Annotated in this window: 17 protein-coding genes and 2 tRNA genes; 9 read left to right on the forward strand and 10 right to left on the reverse strand. The window is 52.4% G+C overall.

The window, feature by feature from the left end; genetic code table 11:
- Nucleotides 1-47: 47 nt before the first annotated feature.
- Entirely contained in the window at nucleotides 48-611 is a 564-nt protein-coding gene (locus ABMV07_RS09440) for a DM13 domain-containing protein (protein WP_088266792.1), read from the forward strand.
- Nucleotides 612-639: 28 nt separating this feature from the next.
- On the opposite strand, the gene ABMV07_RS09445 is transcribed toward ABMV07_RS09440, so the two are convergent.
- Nucleotides 640-2,886, reverse strand: a complete 2,247-nt coding sequence (locus tag ABMV07_RS09445; protein ID WP_197690802.1) for an acyltransferase family protein — start codon at nucleotides 2,884-2,886, stop codon at nucleotides 640-642.
- Nucleotides 2,887-3,068: 182 nt separating this feature from the next.
- Here ABMV07_RS09445 and ABMV07_RS09450 point away from each other — a divergent pair, with 182 nt between their 5' ends.
- A complete protein-coding gene (locus ABMV07_RS09450; RefSeq protein WP_374064528.1) occupies nucleotides 3,069-4,298 on the forward strand; it encodes a glycosyltransferase family 87 protein in 1,230 nt (409 codons plus the stop codon).
- Here the strand turns inward: ABMV07_RS09450 and ABMV07_RS09455 are convergent.
- A complete protein-coding gene (locus ABMV07_RS09455) occupies nucleotides 4,243-5,208 on the reverse strand; it encodes an alpha/beta fold hydrolase (RefSeq protein ID WP_374064529.1) in 966 nt (321 codons plus the stop codon). The genes ABMV07_RS09450 and ABMV07_RS09455 overlap by 56 nt on opposite strands.
- A 66-nt stretch (nucleotides 5,209-5,274) precedes the next feature.
- Here ABMV07_RS09455 and ABMV07_RS09460 point away from each other — a divergent pair, with 66 nt between their 5' ends.
- A complete protein-coding gene (locus ABMV07_RS09460) occupies nucleotides 5,275-5,562 on the forward strand; it encodes an acyl carrier protein (protein ID WP_199325316.1) in 288 nt (95 codons plus the stop codon).
- 36 nt (nucleotides 5,563-5,598) lie between these two features.
- Nucleotides 5,599-6,408, forward strand: a complete 810-nt coding sequence (locus ABMV07_RS09465; protein ID WP_088266796.1) for an HAD-IIA family hydrolase — start codon at nucleotides 5,599-5,601, stop codon at nucleotides 6,406-6,408.
- Here ABMV07_RS09465 and ABMV07_RS09470 read toward each other — a convergent pair.
- The 4 genes from ABMV07_RS09470 to ABMV07_RS09485 form a co-directional block, all read right to left on the reverse strand.
- Nucleotides 6,405-6,773: a hypothetical protein gene (locus tag ABMV07_RS09470; RefSeq protein WP_197691738.1), complete on the reverse strand. Its 369-nt coding sequence runs from the start codon at nucleotides 6,771-6,773 to the stop codon at nucleotides 6,405-6,407. The two genes, ABMV07_RS09465 and ABMV07_RS09470, sit on opposite strands and share 4 nt — an antisense overlap.
- A gap of 97 nt (nucleotides 6,774-6,870) precedes the next feature.
- A complete protein-coding gene (locus ABMV07_RS09475; RefSeq protein ID WP_197691739.1) occupies nucleotides 6,871-7,692 on the reverse strand; it encodes a serine hydrolase in 822 nt (273 codons plus the stop codon).
- Nucleotides 7,689-8,459, reverse strand: coding sequence for a trimeric intracellular cation channel family protein (locus tag ABMV07_RS09480; protein WP_088266829.1), 771 nt, complete (start codon nucleotides 8,457-8,459; stop codon nucleotides 7,689-7,691). The genes ABMV07_RS09475 and ABMV07_RS09480 overlap by 4 nt, the downstream gene beginning before the upstream one ends.
- Before the next feature lie 67 nt (nucleotides 8,460-8,526).
- Nucleotides 8,527-8,599 (reverse strand) — tRNA-Asn (locus ABMV07_RS09485).
- A gap of 178 nt (nucleotides 8,600-8,777) precedes the next feature.
- On the opposite strand from ABMV07_RS09485, the gene ABMV07_RS09490 reads away from it, so the two are divergent.
- The 3 genes from ABMV07_RS09490 (at nucleotide 8,778) to ABMV07_RS09500 (ending at nucleotide 9,874) form a co-directional block, all read left to right on the forward strand.
- A tRNA-Ile gene (locus ABMV07_RS09490) sits at nucleotides 8,778-8,851 on the forward strand.
- Between the two features lie 131 nt (nucleotides 8,852-8,982).
- Nucleotides 8,983-9,225, forward strand: a complete 243-nt coding sequence (locus ABMV07_RS09495) for a hypothetical protein (RefSeq protein WP_196977518.1) — start codon at nucleotides 8,983-8,985, stop codon at nucleotides 9,223-9,225.
- Nucleotides 9,226-9,316: 91 nt separating this feature from the next.
- Nucleotides 9,317-9,874, forward strand: coding sequence for a neocarzinostatin apoprotein domain-containing protein (locus ABMV07_RS09500; RefSeq protein ID WP_088266830.1), 558 nt, complete (start codon nucleotides 9,317-9,319; stop codon nucleotides 9,872-9,874).
- A gap of 48 nt (nucleotides 9,875-9,922) precedes the next feature.
- On the opposite strand, the gene dnaG is transcribed toward ABMV07_RS09500, so the two are convergent.
- Both dnaG and glmS read right to left on the reverse strand, forming a co-directional pair.
- Nucleotides 9,923-11,821 (reverse strand): DNA primase, encoded by a 1,899-nt coding sequence (gene dnaG, locus ABMV07_RS09505; RefSeq protein WP_088266799.1) that lies wholly within the window; start codon nucleotides 11,819-11,821, stop codon nucleotides 9,923-9,925.
- Between the two features lie 10 nt (nucleotides 11,822-11,831).
- A complete protein-coding gene (gene glmS, locus ABMV07_RS09510) occupies nucleotides 11,832-13,709 on the reverse strand; it encodes a glutamine--fructose-6-phosphate transaminase (isomerizing) (RefSeq protein ID WP_196977517.1) in 1,878 nt (625 codons plus the stop codon).
- Between the two features lie 81 nt (nucleotides 13,710-13,790).
- Between glmS and ABMV07_RS09515 the strand changes: the two genes are divergently transcribed.
- The gene (locus tag ABMV07_RS09515) at nucleotides 13,791-14,258 is read left to right on the forward strand and encodes a ribonuclease domain-containing protein (protein ID WP_088266801.1); all 468 of its coding nucleotides are present in this window, start codon (nucleotides 13,791-13,793) and stop codon (nucleotides 14,256-14,258) included.
- Nucleotides 14,248-14,487, forward strand: a complete 240-nt coding sequence (locus ABMV07_RS09520) for a hypothetical protein (protein ID WP_374064530.1) — start codon at nucleotides 14,248-14,250, stop codon at nucleotides 14,485-14,487. Before ABMV07_RS09515 ends, ABMV07_RS09520 begins: the two co-directional genes overlap by 11 nt.
- Here the strand turns inward: ABMV07_RS09520 and ABMV07_RS09525 are convergent.
- Nucleotides 14,477-15,748 carry a deoxyguanosinetriphosphate triphosphohydrolase gene (locus tag ABMV07_RS09525; RefSeq protein ID WP_088266803.1) on the reverse strand — a complete coding sequence of 424 codons (1,272 nt, stop codon included), beginning with the start codon at nucleotides 15,746-15,748 and terminating at the stop codon, nucleotides 14,477-14,479. The two genes, ABMV07_RS09520 and ABMV07_RS09525, sit on opposite strands and share 11 nt — an antisense overlap.
- 6 nt (nucleotides 15,749-15,754) lie before the next feature.
- Complete coding sequence (locus tag ABMV07_RS09530; RefSeq protein WP_088266804.1) at nucleotides 15,755-16,432, reverse strand: YdcF family protein; 678 nt, start codon at nucleotides 16,430-16,432, stop codon at nucleotides 15,755-15,757.
- Nucleotides 16,433-16,447 lie beyond the last annotated feature (15 nt).

Genomic DNA, 16,447 nt, shown 5'->3' on the forward strand with positions numbered 1-16,447 from the left:
TACCGAGCAAAACTATTGGCCTCGGTGGAAAGAAAAGAGATATTAAAATGGCCGCGTTGAATTCTTTTTTTATCAAGAATAAAAAAGCTGTCGCTGGTGTTATCAGCGTCTTTACGGTGTTGTTCGTCGTAGCGTTGATTGTGTTTAAGCCATGGTTGTTGTTCGTCGATAAGCACGTCGATGATGAGATTCCGGCCGCCGTTGCTGCGCACGCGACGATGACACCCGCTCAGCCAACCGAGCCGGAGGCTATGGCCCCGCCTAAAGCTGAGTCTAGGCAAGGTCAGTTCATATCTCACGAACACGAGACTTCCGGAACCGCAACCTTGATCGTGGATACCGATGGCAAAAAGAAACTGGTATTGACCGATTTGGCTACATCGAACGGACCTGACGTTCACGTGTGGTTGAGCAAGGCGCCTGTCATTCCAGGCAAGGACGGCTGGTTCGTTGCCAAGGATCACGAGCACTTTGATGTTGCACCGATTAAGGGCAACGTAGGCAACCAGGTTTACGTGCTGCCTGACGACGTCAACTTCGACGAGTGGACCTCAATCGTGCTGTGGTGCGATGACTTCAACGTCTCCTTCGGCGCCGCTGAATTGAGCTAACGCCCGCTTCCTTTCACTTTATGTTCGGCTACCACTGCCCGCCTAATTCCGGCAGTGCGGTGCCGAACATTTGTCGTTCTAGCTCCCCTGCCAATGCTTCGGAATAGACGTTCGTAATATGGGAGGAATCGCGGTACACCAACATGTTGCCGATCACGCCTGGGCACCGCTCTTCGTTACACAGACCATTGGTCAGATCGAGATTAGTGATCTCGATTCCTTGGTATGCGTCGATTGCGGGATTTATTTCGGCCAGTGCATCGCTTCGACTCATACCGCAGTCATTTTTAGTGTTACCTGGCTGGTAAAACCCGTCGGAGACGCAGAGACGAACATCCAGCTGGCCTTTTTCGTCACGCGGATATGGAGTATCACGTAGACCCCAAATGTGAATGCTATTGGAGCTCAATCGTCGCGCCACTGATTCGAATTGTGGTGGAACGACTTCTGCTTTGTCATCAGGAACAATTCCGTTATTCATAAATCCAAAATGCGGCAAAGTGTTGATCATAAAGACGCCGTCAGTCGGCGGGTTGTCGATCATGTGCTGCATAGCTTTTTCTTGCCACTCGGCGCATTCCGGATAAGGTTGGCCATCTTTTCGCGGCAGGCTCAACCCTGGGTAACAACCCATTTTGATCAACGGGATAACCTTGATGCCTTGTCGACGACCAATAATGTCCAGCGCAGGGAGATGATGCTCTGCATGCGAGCTGCCATAGAGGTACATCGTTCGAGATGCTGTGGCATCGCCAAACGCACATTCTTCTGTTTTTGTATTTCGGCCGTGGGTAAGCACCAGCTCGGAGCTGTCGTAAAGCGAAGAGCACTGATCACGATCAGTGGGTGGATACATGGACTCCGCTGTGTTAGCTGCATCGGGTACTGGCGGAACTTCAGGCGCATCTGCATTAATCAAAAATGCATAGGGACCAGGAAATACCACGCTCGGCTCACCGGTGAATTTCTGCGCCGAAGCACTCGGACGTAATTCTTGAATTTGCTGAGCAAGAGTCAGCGTCAGCACGGTCACAATGACAGTTCCGCCCAGCTGGGCCAGCATCGACCTACTGGGGAAAACAAACACGGCTGTTCGTGGTTCTTTCACTTTTCCACGCAAGGGAGACTCCACCCATCGCAAAGTGCACCATGCCAAAAGCATCGACAACACGATAACGCTCACACCCACCACGATGCCTTTTTGGATACCCAAAGTACGAGTAATACCCATGCCTTGAGCCTCACCGTTGCTTGGGCCCGAAGAAAAGTATCGCGTAGCAATAACCAACAATGGCCAGTGCCACAGGTAAAGGCTGTAAGAAATACGCCCCAAGAACTGGAAGACTGGCATATCCAGCACAGTGGTAACGCTCCACCGCGTAGGATTTGTGCCGGCGACGATAACCAGCGCCGCACCAGCCAACGGGATAAGCGTTAGCGGTCCTGGGAATTCTTGGCTTCCGTTGAGAAACAAACCAGTAAAGAGAATTGCTGCAATACCAACTATCCCTGTGGGAAGTTGCCACCAGCACGCACTCCCCTGAGCCACAGTGCGGACCTTCTTAAGCCCGAGAAACATACCGAATAGTCCGCCTAGGCCGATTTCCCAGAAACGGCTCAATGGCGAATAGTAGTTAAGCCCTTGATTGATCTGATGCAAGTACCCAGCGTAAGCAAAGCTCGACAGTGTTGCCGCCGCCAAAATAATTGCCATAATCGCCTGCGCTGTGGAATTTTTCCCTTTGATCGCGCTACGCCACAGCCACCCAAATGCAGCGATGACAATAAGGCTAGCCAAATAAATCTGGAGTTGGGCAGACATCGACCAGATGTGTTGGTAAATGCTCACGTCACGGCCAATCGCCGCATAGTCTTGGCCGTCGCTAGCTAAGTTGAGATTTTGAACGTAGAGCAGCGATGCGATGGCATCTTCTCCTACGTGCTTCCATCGTGCCTTGGAAAATAGCGCTAATGCGAGCAGCATCGTGGCAAGTGTGACTGTTAACAGCGCTGGGAATAGGCGCCGCATAATTCGTACCACGGCAGAAACAAAGGAGGTTCCTTGCTCAGAAAGAGCGTTTTTCAGCTGGGAGCTAAAAAAGAAGTAGCCTCCGATAAATAGGAATACGTCCACACCGGAGGAAACTCGCCCGACAAAACAGTGGAAAATCACAACGAGTGCAATGGCAAGACCTCGCAGGCCGTCAATGTCTGTGCGGTAAATTTTCCGTGGGGCTGTGGCGGTTATGGGGGTGGGCTCGTTAGGCAGGATCACGATTTCGATTTCAACTTTGATCAGGTGTCGGTGGCGAACTTGGCGGACGGTAGATAAAATCCCTCGTTGCGCGCTCGAGAAGCAGCACCTTGAGCGAGATGTACCTTGCCAGTCTAAATCAGCTGGTTCGAGGTGGCGCACACCGACTCTCTAGCTGGGGCTGTACGAGGAGCTATATACGCATGGACGTACATACGTGGAAGAAACACTTTGCCACCATCATTGCATGGATCATAGCGGTACCTTTTGTGGTTCGTACTGTATATGTGCTGCCTTCTCAAGGAATTGGAAGTGACTTCACGCCCATTTGGAATGCGGTCAAAAAGTTTACTGCTGGTGCGCGGGTTTACGACGAAGACTATTCCACTGTCGATCCCCACTATCTCTACTCACCCGGCGCGACTGCACTTTTGAGTCCCATTGGATTATTTAGCGATAAAACCTTTGCTACGTGGGTCATGATGTTCCTCGGAGCTGTCTGTATCTTGTTTGCTCTAGCGCTAGCCACGCGAATGCTCACGGGTACGTGGTCTTCCCTGTGGCTACCGATTTTTGTCATTGCGTTTTTCTATCCTCATGAGCCGATAGTGAGCACCCTAGGGCTGACCAACATTAATGGTTTTTTGCTGCTCATGTTGGTGGTTTATGTGTGGGGTACGCTTCGCGTGGGAACTGAACCTGTAGGACTTGTGCGGACATTTTTCCGCGAACTGCAACAGTATCCGGTCTGGATCGCAGGTGTTGCGCTGGGTGTATGTATCACCATCAAACCGCAATTCCTCGCCATGGCGTTGATTAGCTTGCTAACATTACATTTTTCAGTGCTGTTCGTGGGCGCAGGTGTAGTGATTGTGTTGTTTGCTGTGGGATGGGTTTTTATGAATCAACCCAGTGACTATTTCTCGGAATTGTTGCCCTATATCAGCACTCCTCGTAGTTACGATAATGGCTCGTTGCAGGGTGTTGCTATGCGTTATGGCTGGAGTTCGGGTGTTACAACCACCGCAATTGTTCTGTTGTGGCTGGTTACGCTTATCGCAGTTGTTGCACTTATTAAATGGAAGCGTTCCGACGCCGTCTTTTGGGCGTTTAGTTCCATCGGTGTGTTGTTCTGTGCAATGTTGATGTCGAGTGGCCTTGTTCAGGGTTATTACTGCATTTGGTTGTTGCCACTTGCTATGACGATTGTGAGGAAGGATTCCCCCATGCGTCACCCTGTGATGTGGTTGGCGTTTTGGGCGTTGTTCTATAACGCTTCATGGTTCTACGAGCACACACCATGGGCACGCGGTTTCCTCGACATGCGCTCTGTGTTGGCGTGGCTCGTTATTCCAGTCGTCTATGTAGTATGGGCGCTTATGAGTCGTCCTTCTGCACATTCTGAGCTGCTTGTTGCACCATCTGGTCGATAGCTTTATTGACGATCGCTGGTTGTTCCAGAATGATCATGTGTCCAGCGTTAGGTGCAATTTGTAATCCTGCGTCGGACCACAGGGATACGATGCGTTCCGACTGACTCTGTGGAGTCACAGCGTCTTGTTCTCCCACAATTACGACCCCTGGGATGCCGCTTAGCGCCCGCGCATTGTCGATCTCATCGTGTTCTTGCAAATCGTCCAAGAACCCTACGTACGTTGACAATGGTGTGTCGTTAATCAGCGTTGCGTGAAAGTCGACGATCTCGCGTGGCATCGGTGTTTGGAATACCGTCATAGCAAGGGTGGGTGCGACGAGGGCGGCGATTTGTTCGCGTAATCGAGCAGTTTCTGTGGGTGATGCTTCTACGGCATTGCGCACTTTTTCTACCACTGGTAAAGCAAGGACTTGGGGGACTCCTTGGCTGGCAAAAGACTCAATTGCGGTAGCGACCAAGATGACAGAGGCAGTCTGTTGCTTAATTTCTGGGTAGCGTCCTAATAGGTTGATCGCCACCATTCCGCCGAGTGAGTGTCCAACTATGACGATCGGCCCTTTAATGTGTGCTGCAGCGATTACGGAGGAGACGTCGTCAGCTGCGCCGTCGATAGTGCACTCTCCTACTGAGAATTCTCCGGTGTCACCGTGACCTCTTAGGTCCATCAGCAAGCAGCGTGCATTCGGAGCGCAATGCGCGACTTGGAGGTGCCATGCAGAAGCAGCGAGAGTGAAACCGTGGATAAAAACGATGGTGACCTCTGCGTCATCGGGTCCATCAAGGTAGTAATGAATACCATTGGCTACGCGGGATTCACTGAAAAAATGAACGGGACCGACGGGCATCTTTTTAGCGCGTGCTAAGACTTGCCGACGCCGTCCCTTGGAAGTCAATCGAGGCAGTCGCATGCATTAAATGCTACGCCTGCGTAAAGTCATACTTGTTGTTACCCCCTGTGCAGGAGACGTATCCCCTTGGCATCTTTGCAAGACCAACTACTGAAGTTGCAATCCGATCAGCCCTCTTCAAATTCTCAAGAGGAAGCGACCGCTTTTTCGCGGGTATGTGCGGTGCTCAAACGCGTAGGTCTTGATCCCGAGAAGATGACTCCCAATACCGTTTTAGAAGATGCTGGGGTCGATTCTTTGGATCGTATTGAGATCACAGTTCGCCTTGAGCAAGAAAGTGGCATCGAGCTTCACGACGCCGACGTGTTTCCGGCTCGTACGGTGCATGACTTGATGCACTTGATTGATCAATAAACCAATAGCTCCTCGAAGAAAGGAAGCGAACCCCGCATGACAGTTTCTTACCTTAGCGACATGGATGGTGTCCTCATCAAAGAGGGCGACATGATCCCTGGTGCCGATGTTTTTTTAAAACGCCTCAAAGATAACAACATCAACTTTATGGTGTTGACCAATAACTCGATCCACACCCCACGAGATCTATCTGCTCGCTTGCGCGCTACCGGACTCGACATCCCCGAAGACCGCATTTGGACATCGGCCAAGGCGACAGCAACATTTTTAGCGCAACAAACGAAGCACGGAACTGCCTATGCGGTAGGAGAATCTGGATTAACCACAGAGTTACATGAATCCGGTTGGATTTTGACCGACTCCTCCCCTGACTTCGTCGTATTAGGAGAAACCCGTACTTATTCTTTCGAAGCAATCACTACAGCCATCAATCTCATTCGTGAGGGTGCTCGTTTCATCTGCACTAACCCAGATGTCACAGGCCCTGCCCCCAAAGGAATTTTGCCTGCGACGGGTGCTGTAGCTCAGTTGATTACCGCAGCGACCGGTAAGAACCCTTACTTTGTGGGTAAACCAAACCCCGTGATGATGCGTACCGCATTGAACAATATCAAGGCTCACTCAGAATCAACGGTGATGATTGGTGACCGCATGGACACGGATGTGCGCTGCGGACTTGAAGCCGGTATGCGCACTATTTTGGTACGCTCCGGCATCTCCGACGACGCTGAAGTAGACAAATATCCGTTCCGTCCAACGCGCATCGTCAACTCGATCGCCGACCTAGCGGATTGCATCCTCGATCCCTTCGGCGACGGCCATTACGCCGACTCCGAACCGCGTTAAACAAACTCTACGCAAGCGCTAAAACCCTGGGTAGCTGCCAATGCAGCTATTTCTTGGCTCAGCACGCGAAGCTCATCCAACGTCCCGTTGAGCACCTGACGGCAGTCCACTGTGTTGGGCTGCCACGAGTTGGTGCGCCACGGGGTAAACCAGACCGCTTCTAGCGGATCTGTCCCTGGCATCGCGCTGGGCGGCGGGCTGGCAATAGTTTTTGCCATCACGTTTTCTAGCGCTTGACGCCATTGTCGTGGCATTGCTTCTACGCGAAGCACTGCATATGTTTCTTCGTGCATGGGTAAACCGTTTCCACTGTCAACCAGCGCACCGCACAGTGTGCACTGTAAGACGGGTTTCGTCTTCCCCAACGGACCCTGTCGTGAAAAGGTATGCCCTTTTTACCGCGCTCTGGGGGCAGTTTCCAACCCTAAAGTGTCACTTCATCCCCTGTTTTCTCAAGTACAACTAGAGGTTTAACTGATCGAGATGCTCCCACACTCCAGCGTTTGTTTCAGCCCACAGCGGCTTTGCCCAATCCCCGAAGGGACGATCGGTTAGTGCAACCATTGCACGCTGAGATTCTCGATCTACCCACAAATACGTTCCTGTTTGGCCAAAATGCCCCACGGTGGTGTGTGGCATGACCGCGGCTGTCCAGTGCGGGTTCTTCTCTCCCTTGATCTCGAATCCGAGCCCCCAAGGACACGGCTTATACATGCCATAGCCTGGCACGATCCCATGAAGCTCTGGGAATTGGACAGTACATGCCTGAACAAATGTTTCTTGCGCGATCAAAGTTGGCTGCAAAATCTCACGGACAAAGAGCACAAGGTCGTTGACCGTGGAATAGCTCTCATGCCCAGCCGAACCCCACAGCTGAGTATGCGTCATTCCTAGCGGCTGGCACACCGCCTCGTCGAGATACTGCGCAAACGGCATATCGGCCTCATGAGCGATTGCGTCGGCTAGAAGCTCAAAACCATAGGAAGAATAGATCCGACGCTGCTCCGGCGCCTTGCACACGTCGGTGCTTCGAAAGCCCACACCCGACGCATGAGCAAGTAAATGTCGCACTGTAGCACCCTCAGGCCCGCATGGAGTATCGAGAGCAAACGCGCCTTCCTCGATGGCGATGAGCACCGCATAAGTGGACAGGAGTTTGGTCACGCTTGCGAGTTCATAGCGTATGTTTCCACCGCCTGCGGTAGTTACCGCATCAGATGTCACTACAGCTGCAGAACATTGTTCTACAGGCCACAACTCAACCAAACGCTCAAGGTAGTTCATTCTCCCGATTGTACGGGGAATTCACCAGTTATCGGCTGGTGAGTTTTTCGCCCGCGCCTAAAGCCACGTCGTTCCGATCTCCGCACCAAGGCTGCCACCTGAGCCGCAGTCATATTGACGGGCGCCCACTCGGTGCTGCGGAATAGAATCCAACCACGCCAATATGCAATGATGGCGAGCCCACTACCTAGAATCGGCGAAATAATCATCCCCAGCGCGTTGTGCTCGAGCGTATAAAATCCCACCATTGCTACGCTTGAAACCAGCGCAGGCACGGCATAGAGCGGGCCACCACCAAAAATTCCCGGTACTTGTCCAGTACAGATATCGCGAATCATTCCGCCGCCTACAGCTGTCAGCACACCCATGAATACCGCGCTTGTCAGTGGCATGCCAAAGCTCAGTGCTTTCACGCACCCAGTTACAGCCCACACTCCTAAGATGATGGCGTCGCCCGTAGATTTAAAAATTTCCCACGCACGGCCTTGAAAGTGGATCACCAAGGCGAGTACCGCACCTGCACTTGCAAGTGCCAAATAGCGCGAATCGGCGATGGCAGCAGCAGTACCGCGTTGCATGAGGACGTCGCGAAGCATACCGCCTCCTAGGGCGGAAAACAGCGCAAGGAAGACAAAGCCGACCGCATCGTAGTTTCGTTGTCGCGCAATGGTCCCACCAATCACGCCGTTGAGCACGACGCCAATGAGATCAAAGGTCTGATACATCGTCAGGATATGGGGATCTACTGAATGCACGCGGGTAATCATAACGGAGCCCACTGCGATAAACCCAACATAAAAAAATTCCCCAGCGCCTAAACACTGGGGAATGCTGCTCCCCCAACTGGACTCGAACCAGTAACCCTTCGATTAACAGTCGAATGCTCTGCCAATTGAGCTATGGGGGATCAGTTGCTCTTGGAACTTCCTTTGCGATGTTCCCTGCAACGAGATGAAACTATATCCACTCAAGTACACATGTGGCAAATCACGAGGTCAAAGGGCATTTTTAAACACACTAAATTTCGGTTAACACTTAAGGCTAGTTTTCTGTTTATAATGACTACAGTCTTCACATGAAGGCGTGGGGCTATAGCTCAGTCGGTTAGAGCCGCGGACTCATAATCCGTTGGTCCCGGGTTCGAGCCCCGGTGGCCCCACAGAAATAGCCGGTGTTCTTTCAACAAAGAGCACCGGCTATTTCATCTCTACACTCCCTCAGCCTCGAATCTCGCTATTGTGGGAAGTTGATCTGAGTGTGACTACCTATATCGACATGTGAGGGATAACTATGATTCAGTTCATCGTCGGAGCAGCCGCCGGATATGTCTTTGGAACGAAGGCGGGCCGTCGTCGCTACGAGCAAATCAAGAGGGGCTACCAGGCGGCAGTCTCTTCTCCAGTGACGCACAAGGCTGTTTCGGCTACTCGCAAGGCGATTGCCAATAAGCTTGATCCGCAGCCTCGTATGAAAGAGGTCAAAAACCTCAGACGTAACGACGACTCCGTGATCTTGGAACCCGATCACGATTAGGAGAGTGCGGGGGTGGTAGTAAGTGCCCCCTTACCGTATGCTCGATACCAACGTAGATACGTCTTTACTCCCTGAAAGGTTGGAAGTCTTTATGACTCACCGCATTCGCCGTTCCCTCACTACCGCAGCTGCTATTTTGGCTCTCGGGGCTGCAATTTCTGCTTGCTCTCCCCCGCACCAAATAGATTCGGACACCAAGGTAGATACCGCTACCAGCGCCAAGGTTGCTCAGCCTTCTGCGGCTTCTGAATCTGCTATGGCAGCCCCTAGCGACGACAAGAATGCTGAAATTAAGGCTTCCGCTACCGAGAACCTCACCAATGGCCAAAACATCACTGTAGAGCTTTCTGGCCTGAACCCAGAAGTTGGGTACTACGCCGCTATCTGTAACGCCGCTACGCCTACTGGTGCTCCAGCACCTCTATGCACCGGACAGCACGCAGACACTTCCGCACAGGCGTGGATCAAGGCTGACGGCACGGGCACCACCATACTTAACTCCGATGGCACTGCTACGGTGACCCTGACCGCTGCAGCCACCGGTCAGGGTGTTGACTGCAAGACCGATAAGTGTGTAATCAAGGTCTTTGGCGATCACACTGAAGGTTTCCGCGATGTGACCGAGGTTCCTGTCACCTTCGCTTCTTAAGAAGATAGAAAAAGTGCCGCAAAGGACAACACCTTTGCGGCACTTTTTCTATTTAAAAATCTTTTCTAGAAGTTCACGGCGGGTTTGTTCCAGAGCCACGATATCCGCGAACAAGGAGTTATACGCTTGCATATCTTCTGAAGGACGCATGCGCTGCATCACCCCTTTGAGCTGGGCTATTTGGTTGCCGATGCGTTGTTCCATCAATCGCGCCAGCGTGGTATCTGTGTGAGCTTCGAGCCCCCACTCGTCCAAAATGATGTCTTCTACGGCCAGTTCAGAGACCAGCGATTTACCCACCATGTCGTGAACATTGTCACGGACAGCGTCGAGCCACGTCGATCCACGAATCGCATCGCTGCATCCACCAGCGGCCACGATTGCTTTCCTGACTGCCGCATAGGACTCGTGGGTAAACACATCGTCGGGAAGGCTATCAAAGTGCTCCCCTGCGTGTTCGGGGTATTGTAGCGCTATTTTGAGGCCCTCTCGCTGCGGCCATAGCCGTGGCTCTTTTCGGTCCGGCATGACCAACATGGACTGAATCATCGCTGGCTGACTATTAGAGTCGATACGGGTTGCCCTGCGCTGACGAGGTTGGGTTTTAGGTCGGCGTTCTTCGGCTCGGACTTGTTGCAAAACCTCGTTAGGATCAGGCCAACCCACCCAGCCGGCAAGCAATCTGGCATATTCAGTTTTTAGAGCACGGTCGCGTATCGACGCCACAATGGGCACGGCACGTCGCAACGCTTGGAGCCGGCCTTCCACTGAGTCCAAGGGATATTCCGAAATCAAAGTTCGAATGATGAATTCGAACATAGGAACGCGCTGTGCCACCAAGTCACGAACTGCAGCATCGCCTTTTGCTAGGCGCAGATCGCATGGATCCATGCCATCGGGGGCAACGGCCACATAGGACTGTCCACTGAATTTCTGGTCACCCTCGAAGGCACGCATGGCAGCTTTTTGCCCGGCTTCATCACCATCGAAGGTGTAGATAAGGGATCCAGCGAAGTAGGCGTCGTCAAGCATGTATCGACGCAGGATTTGTAGGTGTTCTTCGCCGAAGGCAGTGCCACAGGCTGCCACCGCAGTGGTGATTCCCGCTGCATGCATCGCCATCACATCCGTGTAGCCTTCCACGACTACAGCTTGGTGTTGGCTAGCGATAGATTTTTTCGCCAGATCTAGACCAAAGAGCACTTTTGACTTTTTGTACAACAACGTCTCGGGGGTATTCATGTACTTGCCGAGTTTGTCGTCGTCAAAAAGCTTGCGTGCACCGAAACCAATCACATCACCGGACACTGACTTAATCGGCCAGAGCAATCGACGATGAAAGCGGTCGATTGGGCCGCGTCGTCCCATAGTGGATAGTCCTGCTGCTTCTAGTTCTTTGAATTCAAAGCCCTTGCGCAGCATAAATTTGGTCATGGTATCCCAGCCTTCGGGTGCATAACCGCACTCAAAGCCATAGATATGCTGCTGTGAAAAACCCCGATCGAGGAGGAATTGGCGAGCAACTGCTGCCTCTGGGGTTTCTAGTTGTTGTCGATAGAACTGGTGGGCCACACGGTTTGCCTCAATAAGGCGTTTGCGTGTTCCTGGTTCTTCGCGTCGAGCCCCAGTGGTTCCACCCTGATAATTGATCTGGTAGCCAATTTTTTCGGCACAGACTTCTACAGCCTCTGGGAAAGTTAGCTGTTCCATCTCCATGAGGAAGGAGAAAACGTCGCCACCTTTTCCGGTAGAAAAGCAGTGGAAGTATCCATGGTTGGGCCGCACATGAAATGACGGCGTTTTCTCTTCTTTGAACGGACTCAGACCTTTCAGAGAGTCCGCTCCGGCAGGCTTAAGCTGAACGTATTCCCCTACGATTTCCTCGATGGGGGTTCGCTCACGAATCGCCTGAATGTCACTATCTGGTATTCGACCCTTGCCTGCCATAGTGAGTGTTCTACTCCACCGTCACAGACTTGGCCAAGTTACGTGGTTGATCCACGTCGAATCCCTTGGCTGCTGCAACACCGCATGCGAAAATCTGCAGTGGAACGGTGGCCAACAGTGGCTGCATCAAGGTCGGCGCTTGTGGAATGCGAATGATGTGGTTTGCGTATGCCTCCACAGCATCATCGCCTTCTTCTGCGATAGCGACCGTGATGGCACCACGTGCGCGGACTTCTTGAATGTTGGACACGACCTTCGCATGCAAAGAATCACGGCCGCGTGGCGACGGAACGATAACGAAGACGGGCTGTCCTTCCTCGATCAGTGCGATAGGACCATGCTTGAGCTCACCAGCGGCAAAACCTTCGGCGTGCAAGTAAGCCAACTCTTTGAGCTTCAGTGCGCCTTCTAGGGCCACAGGGAAACCAACATGGCGGCCGAGGAACAACACCGAGGTTGCATCCTTCATGTCCTGCGCCAAGGTCTTTACTTGGTCTTCTACCCCATCAAGAACTGCCGATACTTTGTCAGGGATATTGCGGAGCTCACCCAGAACAGCATTGACCTCGTCAGCAAACATGTTGCCACGCAGCTGAGCTAGGTACAGACCCAAAAGGTATGTTGCGGTGATCTGCGCTAAGAATGCCTTGGTAGAGGCCACAGCAATTTCTGGTCCTGCATGGGTATATAGGCAGGCGTCTGATTCGCGAGGAATGGAAGAACCATTGGTGTTACAAATAGCAATCACCTTCGCGCCTTGTTCGCGTGCGTGGCGAACAGCCATGAGCGTATCCATAGTTTCGCCCGACTGTGACAAAGCCACCACGAGGGTCTTCTCATTCACAATGGGGTCGCGGTAGCGGAACTCGTGTGCAAGCTCCACCTCGGTTGGGATACGGCACCAATGCTCGATGGCATAACGCGCAACGTGACCAGCATATGCTGCGGTACCGCAAGCAATCACAATAATTTTGTCAATGCTGCGCAGCGTAGATGCGTCGATACGCAACTCATCTAGGGTGAGCTTGCCGGACTCGTCGAAACGCCCCATGAGGGTATCTCGAACGGCAGCAGGCTGCTCATGGATTTCTTTTTCCATGAAGAACTCATAGCCACCCTTTTCAGCAGCTTGTGCGTCCCACTCCACCACAAATGGCTTGCCTTCGGCGTGATTGCCATGGAAGTCGGTGATGTCATAGCCATCGACAGTGATGGTCACGATCTGGTCGTTATCCATCTCCACAGCGTTCTTGGTGTAGTCGATAAACCCAGATACATCTGAGCCGAGGAAGTTTTCGCCCTCGCCCACGCCGATAACAAGTGGGGAGTTTCGACGCGCTGCAACAATGCGATCCGGAGTTTCTGCGTGAATTGCTAGAAGGGTAAAAGCTCCCTCTAGGCGCTGGCAGGTCAGCTGCATGGCACGAGTGAGGTCTTTGTTGGCCTCATTATTAAAAATGTGCCCGAGCAGGGTTGCGGCTACTTCCGTATCCGTTTCTGAGACGAAGTTGTGCCCAAAGCCCAATAGTTCGGATTTTAGTTCAGCAAAGTTTTCAATGATGCCGTTGTGTACGACGGCAAGCTTGCCACCATCGACAACATGTGGGTGCGCATTGGCATCGGTAGGGCCACCATGGGTTGCCCACCGAGTGTGCCCAATACCTAGGCACGATTGCGGCATGGGGCTTGCTTCCAGTTCTTGTTCTAGGGCTTGCACCTTGCCAGCTTTTTTACGGAAGCTCACAGCACCGTCAGCAACTACGGCAACGCCTGCGGAATCGTATCCTCGATATTCCAATCGACGCAGCCCTTCGAGAACCACATCGAGAGCTAAATAATCACGGTCAGGTACCGATGCCCTGCCTACAAATCCAACGATTCCACACATACATCGCACTATATTGCATTCTTTGTGCTAGTGCAGTTTCTGCAGGTAGTAGGTCAGCATCTCATTCTTTGATGTGCGACAATGGTGCTCATGTCTGGTGCGAAATCTACGCCTTCTCATAAAAAACCACAGTCGCTGGTTGCCGCCGTTGCGGGTCTTGCCATAGCAGTTGCCGCTGGATACTTCGGCCTGCAGCCTTCTCAGGACTCACCTGAGAAGGCACCAGCCACCTCTGCTATCCGGCCTCACGAGGGCGAATGCCCTGTAGAATCCTTACCATCGCAGGTAAAAGATACGATCGCGGATATCACTGCGGGCGGCCCGTTTGATTACCCAGACAATGACGGTGTGCGCTTTGGCAATTATGAGGGGTATTTACCGCGGAAGGATCGCAATTTTTATCGTGAGTACACGGTAGAAACCCCAGGTCTGCGTCATCGCGGTGAGCGCCGCATTATTACGGGTGGTGGTTCTAAGACGAGCCCGCAACAATGGTATTACACCGATGACCATTATGAGAGTTTCTGTGAGATCCCTAATGCCCACTAGTATTTCTGTTTCTCGTATCCGCAGCCTCGACGAGTTTTACGCGAGTGTGATGGCCCAGTTAGGGCCTTCTCGCAGCGCACCGCGCAACCTTGATGGGCTGGCGGATGTCTTGCGTGAATTCCATGTAACTCGTATCAATTGCAGCTCGTGGCAACTTTCGGTGGCTGACTCAGAGCGCGTGATGCATGTGCTTGTCGACGAGCGCGTTTCCCTCGTCGTCACCCCATAAAGCTGCTGAGTTCGGCAGATTGCTTTGCGACGCGTTCCAAGCGTGATTCTGTCATCGAAGAAATATTGTCGATGATGACTCGCTGGCGCTGAGCTTCAGATTCTGCTTGCTCCCACCACAGGTGGAACATGGGATCTAATGCTCCCCTACCACCGGCTACGAGGTAGTCATACACACGGTAGATACGCTCACGCTGGCGATCTTGGCGCTGTAGGTGTGCGGGATCATCCATGACATATAAAACGGCAATAGTTTTGAGTAGGGTGACTTCAGCCAGCACTTGATCTGGAACAACTACTTGTCCTGTGGAACGTCCAAACACCCCCGTCGGGCTCGCTGCGCGCGATGCTTCAATAACCGCACCCACATATCGGCCAACTAATTGAGATGTCATGGCTTTAAGGTCAACATAGCCACACAGTGATCCGTCGAAATCAGCAGCAGCAGAAATGATCGGTAGTTCACGAAGATGGTCAGCGGCGTCGACAAGCGCTTCTGGAGTGCCACCAAAAGCTCGTGCACCTTTTTCTGCAAGCTCTGCAAGCTCAACAAAATCCCATAGCACCCCAAGGTGTACTCGCCCCGACACGATCCCGTCTTCGACATCGTGAACGGAGTAGGCGATGTCATCGGAAAAATCCATTGCTTGGGCTTCCACACACGCCGAAGTGTCCTCGTGGCCTTGACGCACCCACTGCAAAATATGGACGTCTTCGTCATAGCAGCCATATTTTTTATTCACGCTGCCATCAGGATTAGTTTTGGTCCGCGGGTACTTACACGCAGCATCAAGGGCAGCACGAGTGAGGTTAAGGCCGTAGGACTGATCGTGGTCATCAACGATTTTGGGCTCGAGTTTGCTCAAAATACGCAGTGTTTGGGCGTTTCCTTCGAAACCACCACAATCTTGAGCAATTTCTGCCAAGGCTTTTTCACCATTGTGTCCATAGGGCGGATGACCAATATCATGTGTCAAACCAGCCATTTCGCAAAGATCGGCATCAAGGCCAAGCCCCGTACCGATCCCGCGCGCGATTTGTGCAACTTCGAGTGAGTGCGTCAATCGAGTCCGCGGGGTATCTCCGTCACGTGGTCCTACTACCTGAGTCTTATCAGCTAGCCGACGCAATGCTGCCGAATGCAATACTCGAGCGCGATCCTTGGCAAAAGGGCCTCGTTCATCGTGATGCGCAATGATTCGGCTGGGCTTTTCGGGTTCGTCGAAACGCCGCTGCCAATCGGAAGAGGAATAGCTAAACATTTTCGATCACCGTTCCTCGCGCAGCTGCTCATGGCGTGCGCGTCGCGACGGCCGCAACCAGGCTTGGAGACGTCGTAACGCATCTTCTACTTTTTGCGCTACATTCTTTCCAGCAACTAGCTCAATCAACACGACACAAAGACCACCTTGTTCGTGCACAAACGTCCACCACCACTGCCATCGCGGAAAAGTCGTGGGGCAATAAGGAGTAGGTGACGCCCATGCAGCAATGCCTTCCGAACGAGCAATAAGCTCAGCTCGCAAGCTGTGGTTTGGATCAGTAATGATCAAAATAGGTTGCTCTAGCTCGGACAGTGCCGCACGAAGAGATCCCCGTGTATCGTGCCCTTGCTCAACAGCAACGATCAAATCGGAATCCACATGTTCTTTAATCAGGTATTCCCGCGCCACCGCAGCCTCAGTAAAGCGATCCTCTGGCAGTTTCCCACCCACAGTGACAACTTTTTGGCTCCGTTGCGTATGCCACTGCTCCGCGGCCCATTTCAATCGGCCAGCGAATTGCCTCGATGGCACGCCGTCATACTGCGCGGTACCTAGCACAACAATCGTAGGAAAACGCTTACGGGAGTTCTTAGGACGAATGCGGCCGCGCACCACCATCACAAGTGGTGGAATACTTGCAAGAATTGCACATAACCGAAGTGGTTTCATACACATTAGCATGCCAGATTTTCTCCC

Source organism: Corynebacterium belfantii (assembly GCF_041898185.1).
GTDB classification, from domain to species: Bacteria; Actinomycetota; Actinomycetes; order Mycobacteriales; family Mycobacteriaceae; genus Corynebacterium; species Corynebacterium belfantii.

What these genes read in the sequence shown, in the direction of transcription:
- ABMV07_RS09440 (WP_088266792.1), top strand. Translation starts at nt 48, where the DNA reads ATGGCCGCGTTGAATTCTTTTTTTATCAAGAATAAAAAAGCTGTCGCT.
- ABMV07_RS09450 (WP_374064528.1), top strand. Translation starts at nt 3,069, where the DNA reads ATGGACGTACATACGTGGAAGAAACACTTTGCCACCATCATTGCATGG.
- ABMV07_RS09455 (WP_374064529.1), bottom strand. Translation starts at nt 5,208, where the DNA reads ATGCGACTGCCTCGATTGACTTCCAAGGGACGGCGTCGGCAAGTCTTA.
- ABMV07_RS09465 (WP_088266796.1), top strand. Translation starts at nt 5,599, where the DNA reads ATGACAGTTTCTTACCTTAGCGACATGGATGGTGTCCTCATCAAAGAG.
- ABMV07_RS09475 (WP_197691739.1), bottom strand. Translation starts at nt 7,692, where the DNA reads ATGAACTACCTTGAGCGTTTGGTTGAGTTGTGGCCTGTAGAACAATGT.
- ABMV07_RS09480 (WP_088266829.1), bottom strand. Translation starts at nt 8,459, where the DNA reads ATGATTACCCGCGTGCATTCAGTAGATCCCCATATCCTGACGATGTAT.
- ABMV07_RS09495 (WP_196977518.1), top strand. Translation starts at nt 8,983, where the DNA reads ATGATTCAGTTCATCGTCGGAGCAGCCGCCGGATATGTCTTTGGAACG.
- ABMV07_RS09500 (WP_088266830.1), top strand. Translation starts at nt 9,317, where the DNA reads ATGACTCACCGCATTCGCCGTTCCCTCACTACCGCAGCTGCTATTTTG.
- dnaG (WP_088266799.1), bottom strand. Translation starts at nt 11,821, where the DNA reads ATGGCAGGCAAGGGTCGAATACCAGATAGTGACATTCAGGCGATTCGT.
- glmS (WP_196977517.1), bottom strand. Translation starts at nt 13,709, where the DNA reads ATGTGTGGAATCGTTGGATTTGTAGGCAGGGCATCGGTACCTGACCGT.
- ABMV07_RS09515 (WP_088266801.1), top strand. Translation starts at nt 13,791, where the DNA reads ATGGTGCTCATGTCTGGTGCGAAATCTACGCCTTCTCATAAAAAACCA.
- ABMV07_RS09520 (WP_374064530.1), top strand. Translation starts at nt 14,248, where the DNA reads ATGCCCACTAGTATTTCTGTTTCTCGTATCCGCAGCCTCGACGAGTTT.
- ABMV07_RS09525 (WP_088266803.1), bottom strand. Translation starts at nt 15,748, where the DNA reads ATGTTTAGCTATTCCTCTTCCGATTGGCAGCGGCGTTTCGACGAACCC.
- ABMV07_RS09530 (WP_088266804.1), bottom strand. Translation starts at nt 16,432, where the DNA reads ATGCTAATGTGTATGAAACCACTTCGGTTATGTGCAATTCTTGCAAGT.